The sequence below is a fragment of the Lysinibacillus sp. G1-3 genome, from assembly GCF_056322905.1.
Window position 1 is genome coordinate 166,411 of record NZ_JBWHYQ010000011.1, and the last position, 19,888, is coordinate 186,298.

21 protein-coding genes are annotated in these 19,888 nt (G+C 37.0%); 19 read left to right on the forward strand and 2 right to left on the reverse strand.

Features of this window, described 5'->3' with window-relative positions; all coding sequences use genetic code 11:
* Window positions 1-381 precede the first annotated feature (381 nt).
* From ACVYAD_RS13760 to ACVYAD_RS13775, 4 genes are all read left to right on the forward strand, one after another.
* Entirely contained in the window at window positions 382-540 is a 159-nt protein-coding gene (locus tag ACVYAD_RS13760) for a hypothetical protein (RefSeq protein ID WP_386827318.1), read from the forward strand.
* Window positions 541-913: 373 nt separating this feature from the next.
* A complete protein-coding gene (locus tag ACVYAD_RS13765; protein WP_476426822.1) occupies window positions 914-1,300 on the forward strand; it encodes a putative periplasmic lipoprotein in 387 nt (128 codons plus the stop codon).
* A gap of 65 nt (window positions 1,301-1,365) precedes the next feature.
* A complete protein-coding gene (locus ACVYAD_RS13770) occupies window positions 1,366-1,566 on the forward strand; it encodes a hypothetical protein (RefSeq protein WP_476426823.1) in 201 nt (66 codons plus the stop codon).
* A gap of 185 nt (window positions 1,567-1,751) precedes the next feature.
* Window positions 1,752-2,162 (forward strand): Asp23/Gls24 family envelope stress response protein, encoded by a 411-nt coding sequence (locus tag ACVYAD_RS13775; RefSeq protein ID WP_349662080.1) that lies wholly within the window; start codon window positions 1,752-1,754, stop codon window positions 2,160-2,162.
* A gap of 86 nt (window positions 2,163-2,248) precedes the next feature.
* On the opposite strand, the gene ACVYAD_RS13780 is transcribed toward ACVYAD_RS13775, so the two are convergent.
* Both ACVYAD_RS13780 and ACVYAD_RS13785 read right to left on the reverse strand, forming a co-directional pair.
* Complete coding sequence (locus tag ACVYAD_RS13780) at window positions 2,249-3,418, reverse strand: MFS transporter (protein ID WP_476426824.1); 1,170 nt, start codon at window positions 3,416-3,418, stop codon at window positions 2,249-2,251.
* A 272-nt stretch (window positions 3,419-3,690) separates the two neighbouring features.
* The gene (locus tag ACVYAD_RS13785; protein WP_476426825.1) at window positions 3,691-3,858 is read right to left on the reverse strand and encodes a DUF2197 domain-containing protein; all 168 of its coding nucleotides are present in this window, start codon (window positions 3,856-3,858) and stop codon (window positions 3,691-3,693) included.
* A 241-nt stretch (window positions 3,859-4,099) separates the two neighbouring features.
* On the opposite strand from ACVYAD_RS13785, the gene nusB reads away from it, so the two are divergent.
* The 15 genes from nusB to ACVYAD_RS13860 all read left to right on the forward strand — a co-directional run bounded on the left by nusB (window position 4,100) and on the right by ACVYAD_RS13860 (window position 19,850).
* Window positions 4,100-4,480 carry a transcription antitermination factor NusB gene (nusB, locus tag ACVYAD_RS13790; protein ID WP_053483714.1) on the forward strand — a complete coding sequence of 127 codons (381 nt, stop codon included), beginning with the start codon at window positions 4,100-4,102 and terminating at the stop codon, window positions 4,478-4,480.
* A gap of 33 nt (window positions 4,481-4,513) precedes the next feature.
* Window positions 4,514-5,380 (forward strand): bifunctional methylenetetrahydrofolate dehydrogenase/methenyltetrahydrofolate cyclohydrolase FolD, encoded by an 867-nt coding sequence (gene folD, locus ACVYAD_RS13795; protein ID WP_476426826.1) that lies wholly within the window; start codon window positions 4,514-4,516, stop codon window positions 5,378-5,380.
* 143 nt (window positions 5,381-5,523) lie between these two features.
* A complete protein-coding gene (locus tag ACVYAD_RS13800; protein ID WP_079561803.1) occupies window positions 5,524-6,339 on the forward strand; it encodes an undecaprenyl-diphosphate phosphatase in 816 nt (271 codons plus the stop codon).
* Window positions 6,340-7,293: 954 nt separating this feature from the next.
* On the forward strand, window positions 7,294-8,646 hold the full coding sequence (gene xseA / locus ACVYAD_RS13805) for an exodeoxyribonuclease VII large subunit (RefSeq protein ID WP_476426827.1): 1,353 nt from the start codon (window positions 7,294-7,296) through the stop codon (window positions 8,644-8,646).
* Between the two features lie 2 nt (window positions 8,647-8,648).
* Complete coding sequence (xseB, locus tag ACVYAD_RS13810; protein WP_079561801.1) at window positions 8,649-8,882, forward strand: exodeoxyribonuclease VII small subunit; 234 nt, start codon at window positions 8,649-8,651, stop codon at window positions 8,880-8,882.
* Between the two features lie 3 nt (window positions 8,883-8,885).
* A complete protein-coding gene (locus ACVYAD_RS13815; RefSeq protein WP_349660594.1) occupies window positions 8,886-9,767 on the forward strand; it encodes a polyprenyl synthetase family protein in 882 nt (293 codons plus the stop codon).
* A gap of 164 nt (window positions 9,768-9,931) precedes the next feature.
* Window positions 9,932-11,833 carry a 1-deoxy-D-xylulose-5-phosphate synthase gene (gene dxs, locus ACVYAD_RS13820; RefSeq protein ID WP_476426828.1) on the forward strand — a complete coding sequence of 634 codons (1,902 nt, stop codon included), beginning with the start codon at window positions 9,932-9,934 and terminating at the stop codon, window positions 11,831-11,833.
* Window positions 11,833-12,651: a TlyA family RNA methyltransferase gene (locus ACVYAD_RS13825; RefSeq protein WP_476426829.1), complete on the forward strand. Its 819-nt coding sequence runs from the start codon at window positions 11,833-11,835 to the stop codon at window positions 12,649-12,651. The genes dxs and ACVYAD_RS13825 overlap by 1 nt, the downstream gene beginning before the upstream one ends.
* Window positions 12,652-12,751: 100 nt before the next feature.
* Complete coding sequence (gene ahrC / locus ACVYAD_RS13830) at window positions 12,752-13,201, forward strand: transcriptional regulator AhrC/ArgR (RefSeq protein ID WP_079561797.1); 450 nt, start codon at window positions 12,752-12,754, stop codon at window positions 13,199-13,201.
* Between the two features lie 35 nt (window positions 13,202-13,236).
* Window positions 13,237-14,928 carry a DNA repair protein RecN gene (gene recN, locus ACVYAD_RS13835; RefSeq protein WP_349660591.1) on the forward strand — a complete coding sequence of 564 codons (1,692 nt, stop codon included), beginning with the start codon at window positions 13,237-13,239 and terminating at the stop codon, window positions 14,926-14,928.
* A 121-nt stretch (window positions 14,929-15,049) separates the two neighbouring features.
* Window positions 15,050-15,997 (forward strand): SpoIVB peptidase S55 domain-containing protein, encoded by a 948-nt coding sequence (locus tag ACVYAD_RS13840; RefSeq protein WP_349660590.1) that lies wholly within the window; start codon window positions 15,050-15,052, stop codon window positions 15,995-15,997.
* A 334-nt stretch (window positions 15,998-16,331) separates the two neighbouring features.
* Window positions 16,332-17,123, forward strand: coding sequence for a sporulation transcription factor Spo0A (spo0A, locus tag ACVYAD_RS13845; protein ID WP_079561794.1), 792 nt, complete (start codon window positions 16,332-16,334; stop codon window positions 17,121-17,123).
* Window positions 17,124-17,282: 159 nt separating this feature from the next.
* Window positions 17,283-17,408, forward strand: coding sequence for a hypothetical protein (locus tag ACVYAD_RS13850; RefSeq protein ID WP_476426830.1), 126 nt, complete (start codon window positions 17,283-17,285; stop codon window positions 17,406-17,408).
* Between the two features lie 351 nt (window positions 17,409-17,759).
* Entirely contained in the window at window positions 17,760-18,464 is a 705-nt protein-coding gene (locus ACVYAD_RS13855) for a response regulator transcription factor (protein WP_476426831.1), read from the forward strand.
* A gap of 3 nt (window positions 18,465-18,467) precedes the next feature.
* Window positions 18,468-19,850 (forward strand): sensor histidine kinase, encoded by a 1,383-nt coding sequence (locus ACVYAD_RS13860; RefSeq protein ID WP_476426832.1) that lies wholly within the window; start codon window positions 18,468-18,470, stop codon window positions 19,848-19,850.
* Window positions 19,851-19,888 lie beyond the last annotated feature (38 nt).

Sequence of the window (19,888 nt, forward strand, 5' to 3'; positions counted from 1 at the left end):
GCTAATGTTTGGATTGACGAAAAGTTATCATAACCGCCTACTTAAATCGCTATTATAAAATGAAAAAACTATACGTGGAAATGATATCATAGGAAAGTATTGTGATAGATGGTTTTAAAGAGATCGACCGTTACTTCGAAGCGAGTCAATTTCGTCTAAAGTTACTTTAATAATCATTTTTCTTTTGTAAAAAAGAAACCTTTTCCATTTTCTTATGTTACAAATCCTTCTTTAACAACGGATATTTTTTCCACCATTTTTTGTTCCTCTGCTGTGATTACAGTGGTTTTGAAGCATATTATTTGTATATGTTATAATCAAATTTATGGAGAAAGTGTATACTATCGGTGCTATATCGTTAAAAGAGATAGGAGGCAGATGATGAATAACGAATATTTCGTAGGTTGGGGTACATTGGCGTTGATAAATGCTGCACTTGCACAAGGGAAGAATAGAACAGGGCTAAATTGGTTTTTACTTTCTCTTGTATTAGGTCCGATTGCAACACTAATTTTGTTATTTGTTGAAAAGAGACAGTAACACTACATATTCATAATTGATTAAATAATAAAGCGAGAAGCGTTGAAATATAGACTTTCGCATATTCAATTATTTGGGTTTTTAATAAATGTAAGTCGATTTTAAATCGGCTTATTTAATAGTGTCATAACTTAAACCTTCTAACTTTTATTAGTTAGGAGGTTTTTATGTCCAAAAAACGGAGAACAGAAAAAAGTCTTTTCTAAGAGCTTGCTACCGTTGTTATAACCCTAAGCTTATCGTATTGCCTGTAGCCAAACGTCAATCTCATTTGTTGCGCAATTCCTATTCCTTTACCAATTCATGATTTTCTATGTTACAATGTTTTGTAGATGGAATTTTCAGTTATTTAAGAGGGGTGGGTTAAACGGCAATGAAAAAATTGTTATTTTTAGCACTTTTGTCAGTGTTTCTTTTAACAGCGTGTAATTCACCAACGTTAAGTATTAGTGAAATTGAGATTGTTCCAGATAAAGTGCAAGAGGTAATTGATGAAAAATATACACTTCAAAAAATCAATGTAGTAGATAAGGATATTTCTTATGTCGTTTTTCGGTCAAAAGGAACGGTTACATCAGACCTTGAAACGCAGGGGAATACATTAATAATAAAGTTAGACATTACGAATCAACAGGATAATGCACTAAAACAACATGTTTATAAATTAACATTGGATCCGAACCTTGATACGATTGATATTCACATCAATGGTAAATCTACTTCTATTGATAATGTAGCAGGGATAAAAGAAGGCAATTAATGACTTTTCAACAGCCATCACAAAAAAATAAAGAGCCGTTTACAAATAATGAATAGGATGATTGTATGGAGGGTTTTGAACTTTCGTTTAAAAATAAAGCAGTACGAGTTTGGTTTTGTACGATGCTACCTGCAATTATTTTAACTATTGTCCTTACTATTGTTTTGCCCAATGAGCAAAGTAGATATGTTTCATTAGGTTTATCACTAGTTACAATCTTATACTTTGTCTGGTTTGTGATTTATTCTAAAAAGAAACGCAAATAAAATGGCGAAGAAATCTTCATCGTCTTCGCTTTTTATTTTTATCGATAAACTTTGTTAATTTATCGACATAAACATGATCCAAATAAATTAAAGCGTCTTTACGAAGCCAAACTTTCCTTTTTATAGTATAATAAGCGTAAGTACAGCATTTGTTTGTGATGTGTAAGGGAAAGGATGATATTTGTATGGCAGAGAAAGTAGGACAATCTTTCGTACAACCAACACCTTCTGGTAAAGAAGAACTTGGGAAAATTGAAGTAGCAGCGGAAGTAATCGAGGTTGTTGCTGGAATCGCAGTGAATGAGGTAGAAGGGGTCGCTGCAACTCGTGGTAATATTGCTACGGGCGTAGTTGAACGCTTCGGTAAAAAAGTTCACAATAAAGGCATTAAATCGGGTGTTACTGAAACTGGTGAGATTGCCATTGATGTATTTTGCTCTGTAAAATACGGCTATACAATCCCGAAAGTGGCGAAGGAAGTTCAAACTCAAATTCGCCAAGCGATTTTTAATATGACTGCACTTGATACAGCTGAAGTGAATGTCCATATTACTGGCATTCTCTTTGAAAAAGAAGAAGTAGCTGTGCAAGAATAAAAAGAAGGGTTGCCTTTTGCAGGGCAATCCTTCTTTTTCACGTTTTTCACGGAAATTGTTCAGCAGTGATTAGTATAGCTACTTTATTATATTTCTATATGCTTTGGCTTTCTCCAGAACAAAGCAAGGATAACGCCGAGTGTTAAAACAATTGTTGCAAAGTAATACGGATAGTTCAAATTGATATCGAATAGTACCCCACCTAAAATAGGGCCGAATATATTTCCTAGACTTGTAAACATAGAGTTCATGCCACCAACGAATCCTTGTTCATTACCAGCAATTTTAGATAAATAAGAGGTAACGGCAGGACGAATTAAATCGAAGCCGACGAAAATAAAGAATGTGACAAATAATATTGCGAAATAGTGGCTTACGAATGTCATAGCAAATGTTAAAACAGCAGATAGGACAAGTGAATAACGGATAAGATTAATCTCGCCCATTTTCTTTGTCAGCCAATCGAATAATACTAGCTGAGCAAGAGCCCCAACTACTCCGCTTCCCGTAATAATAATCGCAATATCTGAAGGCGTAAATGCGAATTTATGATCCACAAATAGACTAAATAACGATTCAAATGCAGCTAAACCAAATGATAATACGAAAATAAGCACGAATGGAATAAGGTATAATGGGCTGAAAATACGCTTCACACTGCCTAAAATTGATGGTGCAGACTGTTCATCATCATCAGCACGAGTCGGTTCTTTTAGTAAAATAAATGACAAGAGCGCTGCTATAAATCCAAGTATACCAGCAGCATAAAATGGTATGCGCGTTCCGAATTCAGCCAAAAATCCACCGATACCAGGACCGATAATGAAGCCAGTACTAATCGCTGCACTCATATAACCCAAAGCCTTTGGACGTTGTGACAAGGTTGTAATATCGGCGATATATGCAGTTACCGCAGGCATGATGAAAGCAGCACTGATACCACCTAACATACGAGAGATAAAGAGTATTTCAACTGAGCGTCCAAGACCAAATAACAGCTCTGAAAAACCGAATATAAATAGACCTGCAACGATCATAATTTTACGGCCAATGTTATCCACCATTTTACCAGAAATTGGTGATACGATAAGTTGAGTGATAGCAAATGCGGCCACCATATAACCAACGACAGAGCCTGAAATTTTCAGCTCATTCATGAGTGTTGGTAGCACAGGTATTACTAAACCAATACCTAAAAAGGCAATGAATAAATTCGATAATAAAATACTTAAGGTTAAAAGTTGTTTCTTATTCATACTGTTCTCCTTCAATCTTTCACGATACATGAATCAAAATCTACTAGAATATTTCCACGTAATACAATAAACCCTATAGTAACTATAGGGTCAAAAGATTTGTTTTAACTTCTTTCAGCCGGTTCCGGACGCAATTACCTATACTTAATTAATTTTTATAGTGTGGAAGTATTCGTTCGCGGTTATACAAAGTGTTTTATATTTCTTTCATGCTCCGATGTTAATGAAGCCTGCATAGTTATTTCTCTAAGTTTATTCATAAAATGCCTTTACTAGTAAGAGCTAAAGAAGTTTCTTATCGCATCAAAACGAATTTTATGTTTACAATTATCGCAGTAAAATAGATGCGATTTGCGTTCTTTGAATTGTTTATACTGTTCCTCGCCTTCATATAACTTGAAATTTCTTTTGCAACTTGTACATGTAACTTCATATTGCATAATGAACACCTCAAAAGATGATAATTAATTTCCTTAATTATAACATTCTTGGTATATAAATAATAAAGGTTGATTTTAAATTTCAATATATTTCTTAGTAAAGTTAATTGCAGGGTGTTAAAATAAGCAAAAACTTGCTTGAAAAAGGTATCAGATTATTTAAAACTTGCTTGAATTCGTGTTTCTCTTACGAATTTATGCTATTATAAACCTTAATGCCACTTAAGAAGGAGAGCTTTACATGAAACGACATGAAGCACGCGAAAAAGCGTTGCAAGTTTTGTTTCAGCTAGACAATACCGATCTAACAGTAGAAGAAGCAATGGGTCATATTAAAGGCCAACCAACAAACGTCTTCTATGAAAAGATTGTTACTGGAACAGTTGAACATTTGGAGGAAATCGATGCTGCTTTAGAACAGCATCTTGAAAAGTGGTCGCTTGCCCGTTTACCTAAAATTGAAAGAACGGTTTTACGTCTAGCTGTATATGAGATTTTATACATGCCAGAAACACCAAAAAGAGTAGTACTTAATGAAGCAATCGAGTTATGCAAAACATTTGGCGACGATGGTTCGTCTAAATTTGTTAATGGCGTACTTTCTAAATTTACAGAACAATAACATGTGTTGAATTGGAAGGAGTAACTAAGGTCTATGTCAAGTGCAATTATTAATGGTAAAGAAATTGGTCAAGAAATTCGTAATTCAGTAGCAGAGCGAGTAACGCGTTTAAAAGAGCAAGGATTAACACCAGGCTTAGCGGTTGTTTTAGTAGGAGACAACCAAGCCTCGGCTACATATGTGAGAAATAAGCAAAAATCTTGTGAAGCCATCGGTATGTTTTCAGAGCTAATCAAACTACCAGAAGAAACTACACAAGAATCATTATTAGCACAAATTGAATTATTAAATAATCGTGAAGATATACATGGTATTTTAGTACAATTACCACTCCCAAAACATATTGATGAGGATATTGTTATTGCCACAATTGCTGTTGAAAAAGACGTTGATGGCTTCTCACCGGTAAGTGTTGGGAAAATGATGCTTGGCCAAGAAACATTTTTGCCTTGTACACCGTTTGGCGTAATGAAGCTTCTTGAATTTTCAGGAATCGAAGTAGCAGGAAAGCATGCGGTCATCGTAGGGCGTAGTCATATCGTTGGGAAACCAATGGGACAACTTCTACTACAAAAGGATGCAACTGTGACATATACGCATTCCAAAACACCAAATTTACATTCGTTCACTAAACAAGCAGATATTTTAATTGCGGCAGTTGGACGTGCGAACTTTATTACAAAAGAGCATGTTAAAGAAGGCGCTGTTGTTATAGATGTTGGAATCAATCGTGATGAAAACAACAAGCTTTGCGGTGACGTAAACTTCAATGAGGTTGATGGAATTGCGTCTCATATAACACCTGTACCAGGCGGTGTAGGACCAATGACAATTACGATGTTACTATTCAACACAGTTCAAGCAGCAGAAAATAAGCTTGAACATATAGTTAAGCTATAATTTTGAATGACTCTTTATAAAAAGCTATCTCAATTTTAAATTGAGGTAGCTTTTTTTGTATGATTAAGTATTTCGAGAACTTTTACGTTGTTTTTAACGTCTAATATAACGTTTGGGTCATACATATGAATAGGGAGGTTTTTATGGAAAACATAGATTTAATACTGATTATCAAACATATTATTATCGGTCTTGTCCAAGGATTTACTGAGCCAATTCCTGTATCATCAAGCGGTCATGTTATGATTGCAAGTGAAATTCTTGGTCTTGGTGAGCAAGGATTTACTTTTGCTATTTTAACGAACACAGCTTCTTTACTAGCTATTGTCTATATTTATCGAGAGGATATTATCCGACTCATCACAAATTTTTTCCTTTATCTTAAAACGGGAGAGAATCGTTATAAAGCGGATTTCCGTTTTTCCATATTTATCGTGATCGGTTCTATTCCAGCGGGCATTTTAGGTGTTTTATTAAGTGATGTTATTGCGGATAATGTTAGTATGACAACGATTGCGCTTATGCTTTTTGTGACAGGTATTGCCTTATGGCTAATCCGTAATATGCGTGGTACGAAAAGAGATGCGGATTTGACTGCAAAAGACGCCATCATCGTAGGTCTTGGTCAAGCTGTAGCATTAACACCTGGTATTAGTCGTTCAGGAGCAACGATTATTTCAGCCATTGCAGTTGGTATGAAACAGGAAACCGCTTTACGATTTTCCTTCATGCTTTATATTCCTGTAAGTCTTGGTGGGGTTGTCCTTGGGATTTCTGATTTTTTAGATGAGCCAAATAAAAGTGCATTAGCAATTCCTTATGCTGCGACATTTATAGCGACATTATTTATGACCTATTTTGCAATGCGTTGGTTTATGGGAATCATGAAAAGTGGGAAGCTTAGCTACTTTACATATTATTGCTTTCTTGTAGGTACGCTCCTTTTAATATTTTATTAATTTTAAAAGCCTCATAACTTTAATTAGTTGTGAGGCTTTCTTGTTTGTTGAGAAAATAAAATGGTAGGTATTCGACTTCTATCCATCATTTCGACGATTCTATCCGTCGCTCTGGCAAATGTATCCGTCGTTTCGCTTTCATACCGTCGTTCTGTCGGTTCAACCCGTCACTTGGTTTGTTTTATCCGTCGCTCCGGCAGATCAATCCGTCGTTTCGCTTTCATACCGTCGTTCTGTCGGTTCAATCCGTCACTTGGTTTGTTTTATCCGTCGCTCCGGCAGATCAATCCGTCGTTTCTCCTTCATACCGTCGGTCCGTCGGTTCAATCCGTCACTTCACTTGTTTTATCCGTCGCTCCAGCAGATCAATCCGTCGTTTCTCCTTCATACCGTCGCTTCGTCGGTTCAATCCGTCACTTCACTTGTATTATCCGTCGCTCCGGCAGATCCATCCGTCGTTTCGCTTTCATACCGTCGCTTCGTCGGTTCAATCCGTCACTTCACTTGTTTTATCCGTCGCTCCAGCAGATCAATCCGTCGTTTCTCCTTCATACCGTCGCTCCGTCGTTTCAATCCGTCACTTCACTTGTTTTATCCGTCGCTCCGGCAGATCCATCCGTCGTCCAAGCTACTTTTTCCACCTCGCTCCGTCTTCTTACCGTCATTCTGGCGTTTCAATCCGCCATTCTCGTAGCTCAATCTGCCACTTCGCCTCTTCTATCTGCTCTATCAGCAAAGCACTCAGTCAAAACGTAACTCCAACGCACATTTCGTCGAAAAAACATACTTTATCTAATACGAGGTCTTAAGATATGTTATAGTAAGGTTTTCAATTCTATGAAAGACAGTCGTTTTTTCAAGCGAAACTGCATTTTGGCACGTCAGGCACAATAAAAAATGTTATGATAGGTGTAGTTTTGTGAAAAACTTGATTTTAGTAAAGGAGCCGGAAAAATGACATCTGCTTCTTATTTAACTGTAAAAGCATTAACAAAATATATTAAACGGAAATTTGATGCTGATCCGCATTTACGTGAAGTCTATGTAAAGGGAGAGCTATCCAATGTCAAGATTCATCAATCGGGGCATATTTACTTTACATTAAAAGATGATGGAGCACGGATTGCGGCTACAATGTTTAAATCAGCGGCCGGAAAGTTGGCGTTTGAACCTAAGGAAGGTATGCAAGTATTTATTCGTGGGGATGTAAACGTTTACGAAGGCTACGGTACATATCAACTATATGTACAGGAAATGCAACCAGATGGAATCGGTAGCTTGTTTGTTGCCTTTAACCAGCTGAAAGAGCAGTTACAAAAAGAAGGGCTTTTTAAACCTGAGTGGAAACAACCAATTCCGAGATTTCCTGAAAAAATCGGTGTTTTAACGTCTACAACAGGTGCAGCCATTCGAGATATCTGTACAACATTAAAGAGACGTTATCCACTTGCTGAAATTTTTATTTATCCTACCCTTGTACAAGGAGCACAAGCAGCGCCAAATATTGTTCGCAATATTGAGAGCGCAAATATGGATGCGAGTTGCGATGTACTGATTGTTGGGCGGGGCGGTGGATCGATTGAGGATTTATGGGCATTTAATGAGGAAGTTGTTGCAAGAGCGATTTTTGAAAGTCGTATCCCTATTATTAGTGCAGTAGGTCATGAAACAGATACAACTATAGCGGATTATGTAGCTGATTTGCGTGCACCAACACCAACAGCTGCGGCTGAGATGACTGTACCTGATCAACAGGATTTATTTCAGCGAGTACTTACACAAAAATCACAGCTCCACCAAATTGTAAGAGCGCAACTTATTGCAGAACGGCAACGTCTAAATAAGCTCCAACAGTCTTATCCGCTGTCAATGCCAGAACGTCTATATCGACCATTTACGGAAAGGTTAGCACAACTTGAGTCGGGATTGCAAAAAGCAATGCAGGTCGATTTAATGAAGAAAACAGCGCAGTTTCAACAATTACGTAGTGCAGTAGAGCAGCACTCACCGAAAAAAGCATTAGCTTTCCATCAACGAGAGCTAGAAGCACATGTCCAACAATTAACTCGTGCTACAACGCATTATGTAACGAAGCAAAAACAACAATTTGAGGCAACCGTCAGAACTTTAGAAGCATTGAATCCGCTTGCCATTTTAACAAGGGGCTTTACGGTAGCTTATAAAGATCAACAAATGTTGAAATCAGCAGCTGATGTTAAGCCACAGGATCAATTAACACTTTCTTTCCATGATGGAAAGGTAATTGCTGATGTGGTAAAGATCTTGCCTAAAAATGAGGGGGAATAATTGTGGCAGAGAAACAACAAACTTTCGCAGAAGCAATGACGGCACTAGAGGAAATTGTCCGTCAGCTAGAGCAAGGTGATGTGCCGCTAGAAAATGCGATTGATTTATATAAACAAGGCATGGAGCTTTCGCAATTTTGCCATAGCAAGCTACAAAATGCTGAAGAGCAGTTAATTTCAATTGTCCAAGAGACAGGTGAAACGACAGCATTTGATCCACTAAAGGGAGAGAACTAAGAAATGAACGAGCAATTAAAGCATTTTATTGAAAGCAACATACCACAAGTTGAAGCTGAAATGTTTGCACTAGTTGAGAAAATTGACGCACCAGCCAATTTAAAAGAGTCAATGCTTTATTCATTAAAAGCTGGAGGTAAACGTATTCGCCCTCTTTTCGTTTTGGCTGTTCTTGAACTATACAAACAAAATTTAATGCATGGTTTAACTGTAGGATCAGTCATTGAAATCATCCATACGTATTCGTTAATCCATGATGATTTACCAAGTATGGATAATGACGATTTCCGTCGAGGTAAGCCGACAAACCATAAAGTTTATGGCGATGCATTAGCGACGCTTGCGGGTGATGCATTGAATACACTTGCGTTTGGCATTTTAGCACGCATGGATGTATCAGCAGAAAAACGAATTGAACTTGTCAGTCTGTTAAGTGAAGCAGCTGGTGCAGAAGGTATGGTTGGGGGTCAAGTACTCGATATAGAAGGTGAAAAACGTCAGCTGAACATAGCTGAGCTTGAGCATGTCCATATTAATAAAACGGGTGCTTTATTACGATTTAGTATTGAAGCGGGTGCGGTGTTAGCTGATGTATCGCAAAAAGAGCGTGAAACTTTAAAAGAATATGCACATCATATCGGCCTTGCCTTCCAAATCCAAGACGATATTTTAGATATTGAGGGAACTACAGAAGAACTAGGAAAAACTGCAGGTAAAGATGTAGCAAGTGATAAAAGCACATACCCAGCTCTGCTAACTTTAGATGGGGCAAAGGAAAAGCTTGCTGAGCATTATCAGCATGCCAATAACGCACTAGATAAATTGCAAGTGGATGCCAGCTTATTACGTGATTTTGCAGCCTATATTGTTCATCGTAAAAACTAGGATAAAAACGAGGCGTTAAAGGTATAGAGTATGCTAGAATAGGTGAGGGCGTTTGCCAATGTGCAAACAATAAAGTGTTCGTACTTTTAGCATATTGATAACACTGTTATAATGGTGGAAACACAATTACGGTGAATAATTTATTGAAAAGGTGTGTGAGAAAGGTGGATTTAAATAAGATAACTAGTCCAGCCTTTTTAAAAAACTTAGATAAGAAGGACCTTGAGCGACTTGCGCAAGAAATTCGTGCCTTCTTAATTGAAAAATGTTCTGTCACAGGTGGTCATATCGGGCCGAACCTAGGTGTTGTGGAGCTAACGATTATGCTCCATAAAATGTTTGACAGTCCACAAGATAAGTTTTTATGGGATGTTGGCCACCAAGCTTACGTGCACAAAATTTTGACAGGTCGTGCAAGTCAATTTGATACATTACGTCAGTTCAAAGGACTTTGTGGTTTTCCAAAGCATGTGGAGAGTGAACATGATGAGTGGGAGACGGGGCATAGCTCGACATCTTTGTCAGCAGCTATGGGTATGGCAGCAGCACGTGATATAAAAAATGAAAAGAACTTCGTGATACCAATTATTGGTGATGGAGCTTTAACAGGTGGTATGGCACTAGAGGCATTAAACCATATCGGTCATGCTGAAACGAATATGATTGTCATTTTAAACGATAATGAAATGTCGATTGCTCCAAATGTCGGGGCGTTACACAATGTACTGGGACGTCTTCGTACAGCCAAGGAATATTCAAAAGCAAAAGAAGAACTGGAATCACTTATGAATAAGATTCCTGTTCTAGGCGGTAAGCTTGCTTCAACTGCTGAACGCTTAAAGGATAGCTTAAAATATTTAGTGGTATCAGGTGTGTTCTTTGAGGAGTTAGGCTTTAAATATCTAGGACCGATTGACGGACATGATTTCGAAGCTCTTGAGGCAACTTTATCACAAGCTAAAAAAGTAAAAGGTCCAGTGCTCGTTCATGTGATTACGAAAAAGGGCAAAGGTTATAAACCAGCTGAAGATGATACAATCGGTAACTGGCATGGGACAGGTCCATATAAAATTGAAAACGGTGCCTTTGTAAAATCAGAGGCGAAAGGTCCAGCTTGGAGTAGTTTGGTTGCAGAGACTGTTCGTAAAATTGCTCATGAGGATAAACGAATTGTCACAATTACACCTGCAATGCCGGTGGGATCGAAACTACAAGGTATCCAAAAGGATTTCCCAGAGCGTTTCTTTGATGTGGGGATTGCCGAGCAACATGCAGCCACGATGGCAGCAGGTCTAGCGACGCAAAAAATGAAACCATTTTTAGCCATTTACTCAACATTCCTTCAACGTGCCTATGATCAAGTACTACATGATATCGCACGTCCAAATTTAAATGTCTTTATAGGAATTGACCGTGCAGGCTTAGTTGGCGCAGACGGTGAAACCCATCAAGGCGTATTTGATATTGCATTCCTTCGTCATATTCCAAATATGACAATTATGATGCCAAAAGATGAAAATGAAGGTCAACATATGGTGAAAACAGCCATTGAATATGATGGCGGTCCAATTGCGTTACGTTATCCACGAGGTAATGGGATAGGCGTTCCGTTAGACGATGAGCTTAAGACGTTACCAATTGGTAGCTGGGAAGTGTTGCGTGAAGGTAAGGATGCTACGATCTTAACCTTTGGTACGACGATTCCAATGGCAATGAAAGCAGCCGGTATTTTAGCACAGCAAGGTGTAGAGATAGAAGTAGTCAATGCTCGTTTCATAAAACCAATGGATGAGGATATGCTTCATCGTATATTATCAAGCCGTAAACCAATATTAACGATTGAAGAGGCGGTTCTACAAGGTGGTTTTGGTAGTGGTGTATTAGAATTTGCCCATGACCATGGCTATTTAAGTGCACTGATCGATCGTATGGGTATACCGGATCATTTTATTGAGCATGGTAATGTAGACCAGCTTCTCGCTGAAATTCATATGACGGCTGAAGATACAGTGGCACGAATGCATGTGTTACTTCAACAAAAACAGCAAGTAGGTTTGAATAAATAATGACAAAACATCCAAAAGAACGTGTAGACATTTTACTTGTAGAGCGTGGGCTTTGCGAAACGCGAGAAAAAGCAAAGCGCTCTATTATGGCAGGGCTTGTTTTTTCTAATGAAATTCGCATCGATAAGGCGGGGGAAAAAATCGCTATTGATGCACCGCTACAAGTAAAAGGCTCTGATTTAAAATATGTTAGCCGTGGTGGCTTGAAGCTAGAAAAAGCGCTACAAATTTTTGATATGTCTGTAGAGGGGAAGCTAATGCTAGATATTGGCTCCTCTACAGGAGGATTTACCGATTGTGCATTACAAAATGGTGCAAGACATTGCTATGCACTGGACGTTGGTTCCAACCAACTAGCGTGGAAAATCCGTTCTGATGAACGTGTAACTGTCATGGAGAAAACAAATTTCCGTTATACGACAGCGCCAGATTTAACAGAGGGCTTACCAGACTTTGCAACAATTGATGTCAGCTTTATTTCATTATCACTTATTTTACCGGTCTTAAAAACGTTGTTAATGCCAGGTGGCGATGTAATGGCACTTGTAAAACCTCAGTTTGAAGCTGGGAAAGAGAATGTCGGTAAAAAAGGTATTGTTCGTGATAAAAAAGTACATTTAGAAGTTTTAGAAAAGACAGCTGCAATGGCGACAGAGGTTGGCTTTGTCGTTAAGGATGCTTCGTTTTCACCAATTACAGGAGGCGAGGGGAATATTGAATTTTTATTCCATTTAGTGAATCCTATTGGTGATGAAGATGTCTCTTCATATACAGCTTTTAATACACTCGTTGAAGAAGCGCATAGTGCACTAAAATAACACGTGCTCGTTTACAGAGCCGTGTTTTTTCTTGTGCTTTTATGCTTAAAATGGTAGTGTAAATATACAAATATTCAACTATTTATAAGAGGTGACCGAGATGAACAAAGGACAACGACATATACGAATTCGGGACATTATTGCCAATCATGAAATCGAAACACAAGATGATTTAGTCGATTTTTTAAAAGATGCAGGCTATAATGTGACACAAGCAACAGTATCACGTGATATTAAAGAACTTCATCTTGTTAAAGTACCTTTACAAGATGGACGCTATAAATATAGCCTACCCGCAGACCAACGCTTCAATCCTATACAAAAATTACATCGTGCATTAGCTGATGCTTTTGTCAGCATTGACGGAGCATCACACTTTTTAGTTATGAAGGCTCTTCCTGGTAATGCCAATGCTATTGCATCATTACTTGACCATTTAGATTGGCCTGAAATTTTAGGGACTATTTCTGGAGACGATACTATTTTAATTATTTGTCGTAATGAAGATGAGCGTGAAAATACTAAAAATCGTTTATTAGAAATGCTATAAAATAGCAGGGTAATTTGATACAGAGGTGACATTTTGTGTTAAGAGAGCTAAGTATAAGAAACTTTGCCATCATCGAAGATTTAACTGTTAGTTTTTCAGGTGGTTTAACTGTTTTAACAGGTGAAACAGGAGCAGGAAAATCCATTATTATCGATGCCGTGCATTTACTTGCTGGCGGACGAGGAAATACCGAATTTATTCGTCATGGAGCCAAAAAGGCAGAATTAGGTGGTTTATTTCAAATTTCAAGTTCTGGGCATCCTGTTCATAAGAAACTTGAAGAGGCAGGCATTGAAATTGAAGAAGATACCATTATTTTACGCCGTGATTTAAATGATTCTGGAAAAAGTGTTTGTCGAGTAAACGGTAAACTTGTGCCATTATCTGTTTTACGTGATATTGGGGCTAGCCTTATCGATATTCATGGTCAGCATGAAAATCAAGAATTAATGGATGAGAAGCAGCATATCTCTTTACTTGATCATTTTGCCGAGGAACAACTTACACCAATTCAAGAGGCATACAGTTCTCAATATGATGAATATCGTTCACTAAAAAAAGAATTAGCTTCGATTTCGATTGATGAGCAGTTAATGGCGCAACGTATTGATTTGTATCAATTCCAAATGAAAGAGCTGGAGGATGCCAATTTAAAGCTTGGCGAGGAAGATGAGCTTCTTGATGAACGCCGTCGTCTAATGAATTTCAATAAAATTTTTGAACGCTCCAGTGCAGCTTATGAAGCCATTCAAGGTGAATCGAAAGGCCTTGACTGGATTGGTAATGCAATGGGAGCCTTAGAGGATGCTGCCACTATTGACGAACAATTTAAAGAGGCATCCGAATCTGTTACTACTGCATTTTATGCGTTACAAGATGCTGCGTACCAGGTTAAAAATGTGTTGGACGAATTAGAATTTGATCCCGCTCGCTTAAATGAGGTTGAACAACGTTTAGCGTTATTACAAAATTTGAAGCGCAAATATGGCTCAACAGTTGAAGAGATTTTAGCGTATTACGATAAAATTAAAACAGAGCTAAATGAGCTTTTAAATCGAGACGAAATTTTGCAAGTGAAAGAAAGAAAAGTGCTGGAAATGGAAACGGTACTTGAGGAACTTGCTGCAGAACTTTCTACTGTTCGAAAAGAAGCTGCACATAATTTAAGTGAAGCTATTATGGCCGAACTGCGTGAATTACATATGGAAAAAGCAAAATTTATTGTTAATTTTGATGAATTACCTTTCTTTGATGCAAACGGAAAAGACCAAGTAATTTTTTATATTTCTACGAATGTAGGCGAGCCGCCAAAATCTTTGCCGAAAATTGCTTCTGGTGGAGAATTATCGCGTATGATGCTTGCGTTAAAGACGATTTTCTCATCGTCAAATGGCATCACATCTATTATTTTTGATGAGGTAGATACAGGTGTAAGTGGTCGCGTAGCGCAAGCAATCGCAGAAAAAATTGCAGCAGTATCCATTAACTCTCAAGTTTTATGTATTTCGCATTTACCACAAGTAGCAGCGATGGCTGATCATCATTATTTTATTAAAAAAGAAGTCGAGCATGATCGAACATTTACGTCATTGCTGGAAATAGATACGAATGCTCGTATCGAAGAAGTCAGTCGCATGATATCTGGAGCGGAAATTACAGATTTAACTTTGCAGCACGCAACAGAGCTCTTAAAAATGGCGAATGAACGGAAAAAACAAATGAGATAGCAAAAGAATCCAGAAACAGCTCGTTGTTTCTGGGTTTTTTCTTTTAGCGCAAATATTTACCGCTTATAAGAACGCCACAACAACACATAGTATAAAGACAAAAATAAAAAGGAGGTGTCGTATGTATCGTCGTTGGCGTCAATTTGTCATTTTGCCTATGCTCATCGTTTTATTATTCATGCCCGTAAAGGCTTTTGCCGCAAAAAAACTAATTCCGATGGGCGAAGCAATTGGTATTCAACTTCAGCTATCACATGTATTTGTAGCACATGATGTGCTATTAGCTTCCAATCAGTGGATGAAAGGAGGCGCTGTAATTGAAAAAATAAATGATATTACAGTAAAAACACTTGCAGATGCCAAAAAAGCTGTTGCTCGACAAGGACAACAGAAATGGACGATAAAAAATGAAGGAAAAGAAGTGACACTTGAGTTACAGGAGCAAGAAGCTGAACATGTTATTTCCTTTCTAAAAGATGAAACAGATGGAGTAGGAACATTGACATACATTGATCCAGAGACAAAAAATTACGGTGCGTTAGGCCACCAAATCGTTGATTCAACCTTACAAGAAGCCCCTAATTTCCATGCTGGCTCCATTTTTTTAGCTTCGATTCAACAAATTCGTAAAAGTATACCTGGCCAACCTGGCTATAAAATATCCTCCATTGAAAAACATCAGGATCGATTAGGAAGTATAGATAAAAATACAGTTTATGGGATTTTTGGCCGTTGGGAAGACGGTTATCAACAAAGTTTGCCTAAAGCAATTGAAATTATGCATGAAAAGGATATAAAAGCAGGAAAAGCAGAAATCTATACGGCGATCAAAGGCAGTAAGGTGGAAACTTTTTCAATTGAAATTACAAAGGTTGAAAATGAACGCCTTGAATTCATAGTCACTGACAAAAAGCTCATTGAAAAAACAGGTGGTATTTTGCAGGGAATGAGTGGCAGTCCTATCATTCAAGACGGTCGTTTTGTAGGTGCGGTTACGCATATGTTTGTGGAGGAGCCGAAAAAAGGAGCAGCAATAACTGTAGCGGAAATGTTAAAAAAATCATCTTAAACGAAGGAGCTGCCAAAAGGTGGCTCCATTCTTTCATGAAAATATATTGTTCACCATGTATTTCGTTTATTTATGAAGCGATTAGCGATACTTAAAAAAAACTGTAGTTTTATCTCCATTTTTTCACTAAAATAAATGGTATAAGCATTCGAAGCTTTGTCAGTTATTTATCATAACTTGTCGATATTAAAAGAAAGTATCGGACTACATACTCATTTTTGGAAATTGAAAAGGTTTTTAAAACAAAAATGTCGAAAATTCCACAGTGTGCAAAAAAATGCATTGGGGTAGGTAACGGGATATTCGAAACACAGTTCAGAAGGAGGAATTTTAAATGACAAAGGTTAAAGTAGCGATTGCAGATGATAATCGTGAGTTATTAAAAACGATGGAGCAGTATTTTCAAGGACATCCAGAAATTGAAATCATTGCAACTGCTTCAAATGGGAAAGTTTGTTTACAAATGCTTGAGGAATTCACACCAGATATTTTGCTGCTAGATATTATTATGCCACATCTTGATGGGTTAGCTGTTTTAGAGTCGATGTATCAAAATGAACAAATGTCATCAATTCAAGTTATAATGTTAACTGCATTTGGTCAAGAAGATGTGATGAAACAAGCTGTAGACTTAGGTGCATCCTATTTCATGCTAAAGCCATTTGAATTTGATCAATTGGTTCAAAAAATCTTACATTGTGCTGGACAGAAAGCAACACTTCCTAAAAAGACAAGTGTTTTACAACCGACGGCACCTCAAAAATTAAATCAACATCAATTAGATAGCACGATTACGGCCATTATAAAAGAAATTGGCGTTCCTGCACATATAAAAGGTTACTCTTATTTGAGAGAAGCTATTCAGATGGTATTCGAAGATATCGAGTTATTAGGATCTGTGACGAAAATTTTATATCCAGAAATTGCTAAAAAATTCAACACAACGCCATCAAGAGTTGAACGTGCGATTCGTCATGCCATTGAAGTCGCATGGAATCGTGGTAATTATGAATCAATTTCGTCGATGTTTGGTTATACTGTACATCATTTAAAATCTAAACCGACAAATAGCGAATTCATCGCCATGATCGCTGACAAGATTCGTATTGATATGATGGCGAGTTAAGGTTAAAGCCACAAAAGATTACAGGACTTATTTAGAGAGAATTCATTGAATTTATACCGATTAATTACTGAGATCATATAACTAATGTTAATTAATTGAATTAAACTATGAAACACATTCATTTATGGGGAAAATCCCGTTCATGGAGGTGTTTTTTTTTTGACTGTTTTCGATATTGAAATAGACCGTTTTATGCTAGATCTTGTGGTAAAAGGATTAGCAAATGCAAAGGTCCAGTTTCTTATTGTCTTTATTAGTCAGCATGAGGTCATGTTAGCTAATTAGTGGAAACCTAGTAACACCAATTGCGACTAAACTTGACAGGTTATGACTCCCCACCACACAAACGTCTAGTATATCGCTAGAAGCCTCCTTGTTGGCCTGAATGTAAAGGGCAGGAGTGGAAGGTCTGAGTGGCTATGGCTACGCGGGATATACAAAACATTTTCGTTGTTGCTGAGTACTACATAACTAGTAGAATAAGCATTTGTAACATGACCAAAAATATTGTAATGATTAAAATGTAGAAGTGGATTGTTAAAGCATGTTCTTTAATGAATTTTATAGTAAAATACTATAAAGATAGTAAAAAATGGTAAAGTAAGCTTTATAAATTTAATTAAAGAGGTGGTTAAATTGCCATTTAGGAATATTTTAATTGTTGATGACCATATAGAAATTATACAATTGATGACTGATTTTCTAGAAATGGAAAATTACAAAGTTTATAGTGCTAAAAATGCTGAAGAGGCAGAAACACTGTTACGTCAAATGACAATAGATTGTATTATTTTAGACATTATGTTGCCTGGAACTGATGGCTTTACACTTTGCAAGAGAATCCGAAAAGAATCAGAAGTTCCTATTTTATTTTTAAGTGCCAATCATCAAACCGATGCAGATAAAATTAGAGGTCTCATGCTTGGAGCTGATGATTATATTGTCAAAACGGCAAGTCCAAGTGAAATCGTGGCAAGGGTCAAGGCAGTTGAAAGAAGAATAGCTATACATTCTCGGAAGGCTATAGATGTGCAAAGGGTTTTATCTATCGATCAACTTAAATTAAACTTAGACACGAGGTCAGTGTGGGTAGGACAGCAAGCAGTAGAGCTAACGACAATCGAGTTTGATTTATTATATTATTTTATGGAAAATGAGGGGATTGTGCTAACGTATGAGCAAATTATAGATAGGATATGGAATGACGATGTAACTGGATTTCACAATGTGCGAGTCCATGTTGCGAAATTAAGAGAGAAGATAGCTCCTTTTGATACAATTCCCAAGATAAAAACAATAAGATCCGTTGGTTACCAGTTATATAAGGGAATGAGAGGATAAAAGATGCCAAAAATTAGTTTTAAGGCGTTTATTGCGTTAAGCCTAATTATTATTGTTTTCACGCCAATCCTTTTAGCGAAAACAGTTACACGCCTAACAGACGTGTATTCATCCAAAGAAAGTCAAATATTTGATTTGGACTTGTGGGTGCAAGACCAAATAGTGAATGCAGATAAGACACAGTTCGATAATGAAGAATGGAAAAGTCAATTAAAAAAGAAAGCTGAAGCTGATATGCTTGATTTGTTCATTATTTTTGCAAATGATGAGTTGCTTTATACTGAAGGCATGAAGGAAAATACTCAGCTTTATGAAGAGGGCCAAGCACTTTCAGAAAATCTCGAAAGAAAATCTAATTTAAATCTAGTTCCTTATAATGTTTATTCAGATGATTCATTCGTTGCAACGGTTTATATTAGCTATCCTATACCTGCAGAAGAACAAATTCAAAGTACGAATTACGATTTTGTCTTTTATATGGGTGCATTTTCTCTAGTCTCGATTCTCTATATAGTATTTCTACAAGTAAATTTAATGAAGCCATTACGTGCTATAAATAAATCTTCACAGCTTATATCGAATGGTACATATAGCATAGATTTGCCAGCCTCTAACATTAAAGAAATGAGCACCACGACTCATACCTTTATTGAAATGACAAAAAAACTCAAATTATCGAAGGAAACGAACGAAAGACTAGAAGATGAAAGAAAGCTCTTTGTGTCTTCCATTGTTCATGATTTAAGGACGCCTATTTTTTCATTGCGAGGTTATTTGGAAGGCCTAATAAAAGGAATTTTTAAAAATGAACAAAAGAAAATGCAATATTTAGAAATGAGTATGAAACAAGCAAATCACCTGAATGAATTGGTCACGTCTTTGGCCAATTATGCAAATATTGAAGGACAAATTAAACTCGAAAAAATAACGGAATTTCAAGTTAATGATCTGGTACATGATTTAAAGCAGATGTTGTTTTTTAACCTTTCAGAGAAAAAACTTACGCTAGATGTAAATAATCGAACAAGTCAGCCCATTGCTGGTGATTATGTATTGCTAAAAAGAGCATTTGAAAATGTACTTATCAATTGTATTCGCCATAGTCCACCAACAGAGAAAATAGAAGTATTCATTAGAGAAAGGGAGAGTTTTATAGAAACGATTATTTTAGATAATGGAAAGGGATTTGTGGAAAAGGATCTTGCACACCTATTTAAACCTTTATATAAAGGAGATGAAGAAAAGTTTAGTGCTGATCGAATGGGATTAGGTTTAACTATTGCACAGGTTATTATTCAGAAGCATAAAGGAACAATTCAAGCCGCAAATGATGAGGAAAAAGGGGCAAAGATTGTTATAAAGATTCCTAAAAATATCATCGAATAAAATGATCAGAAAACATAAAAATGAAGGAAATCGCTTCC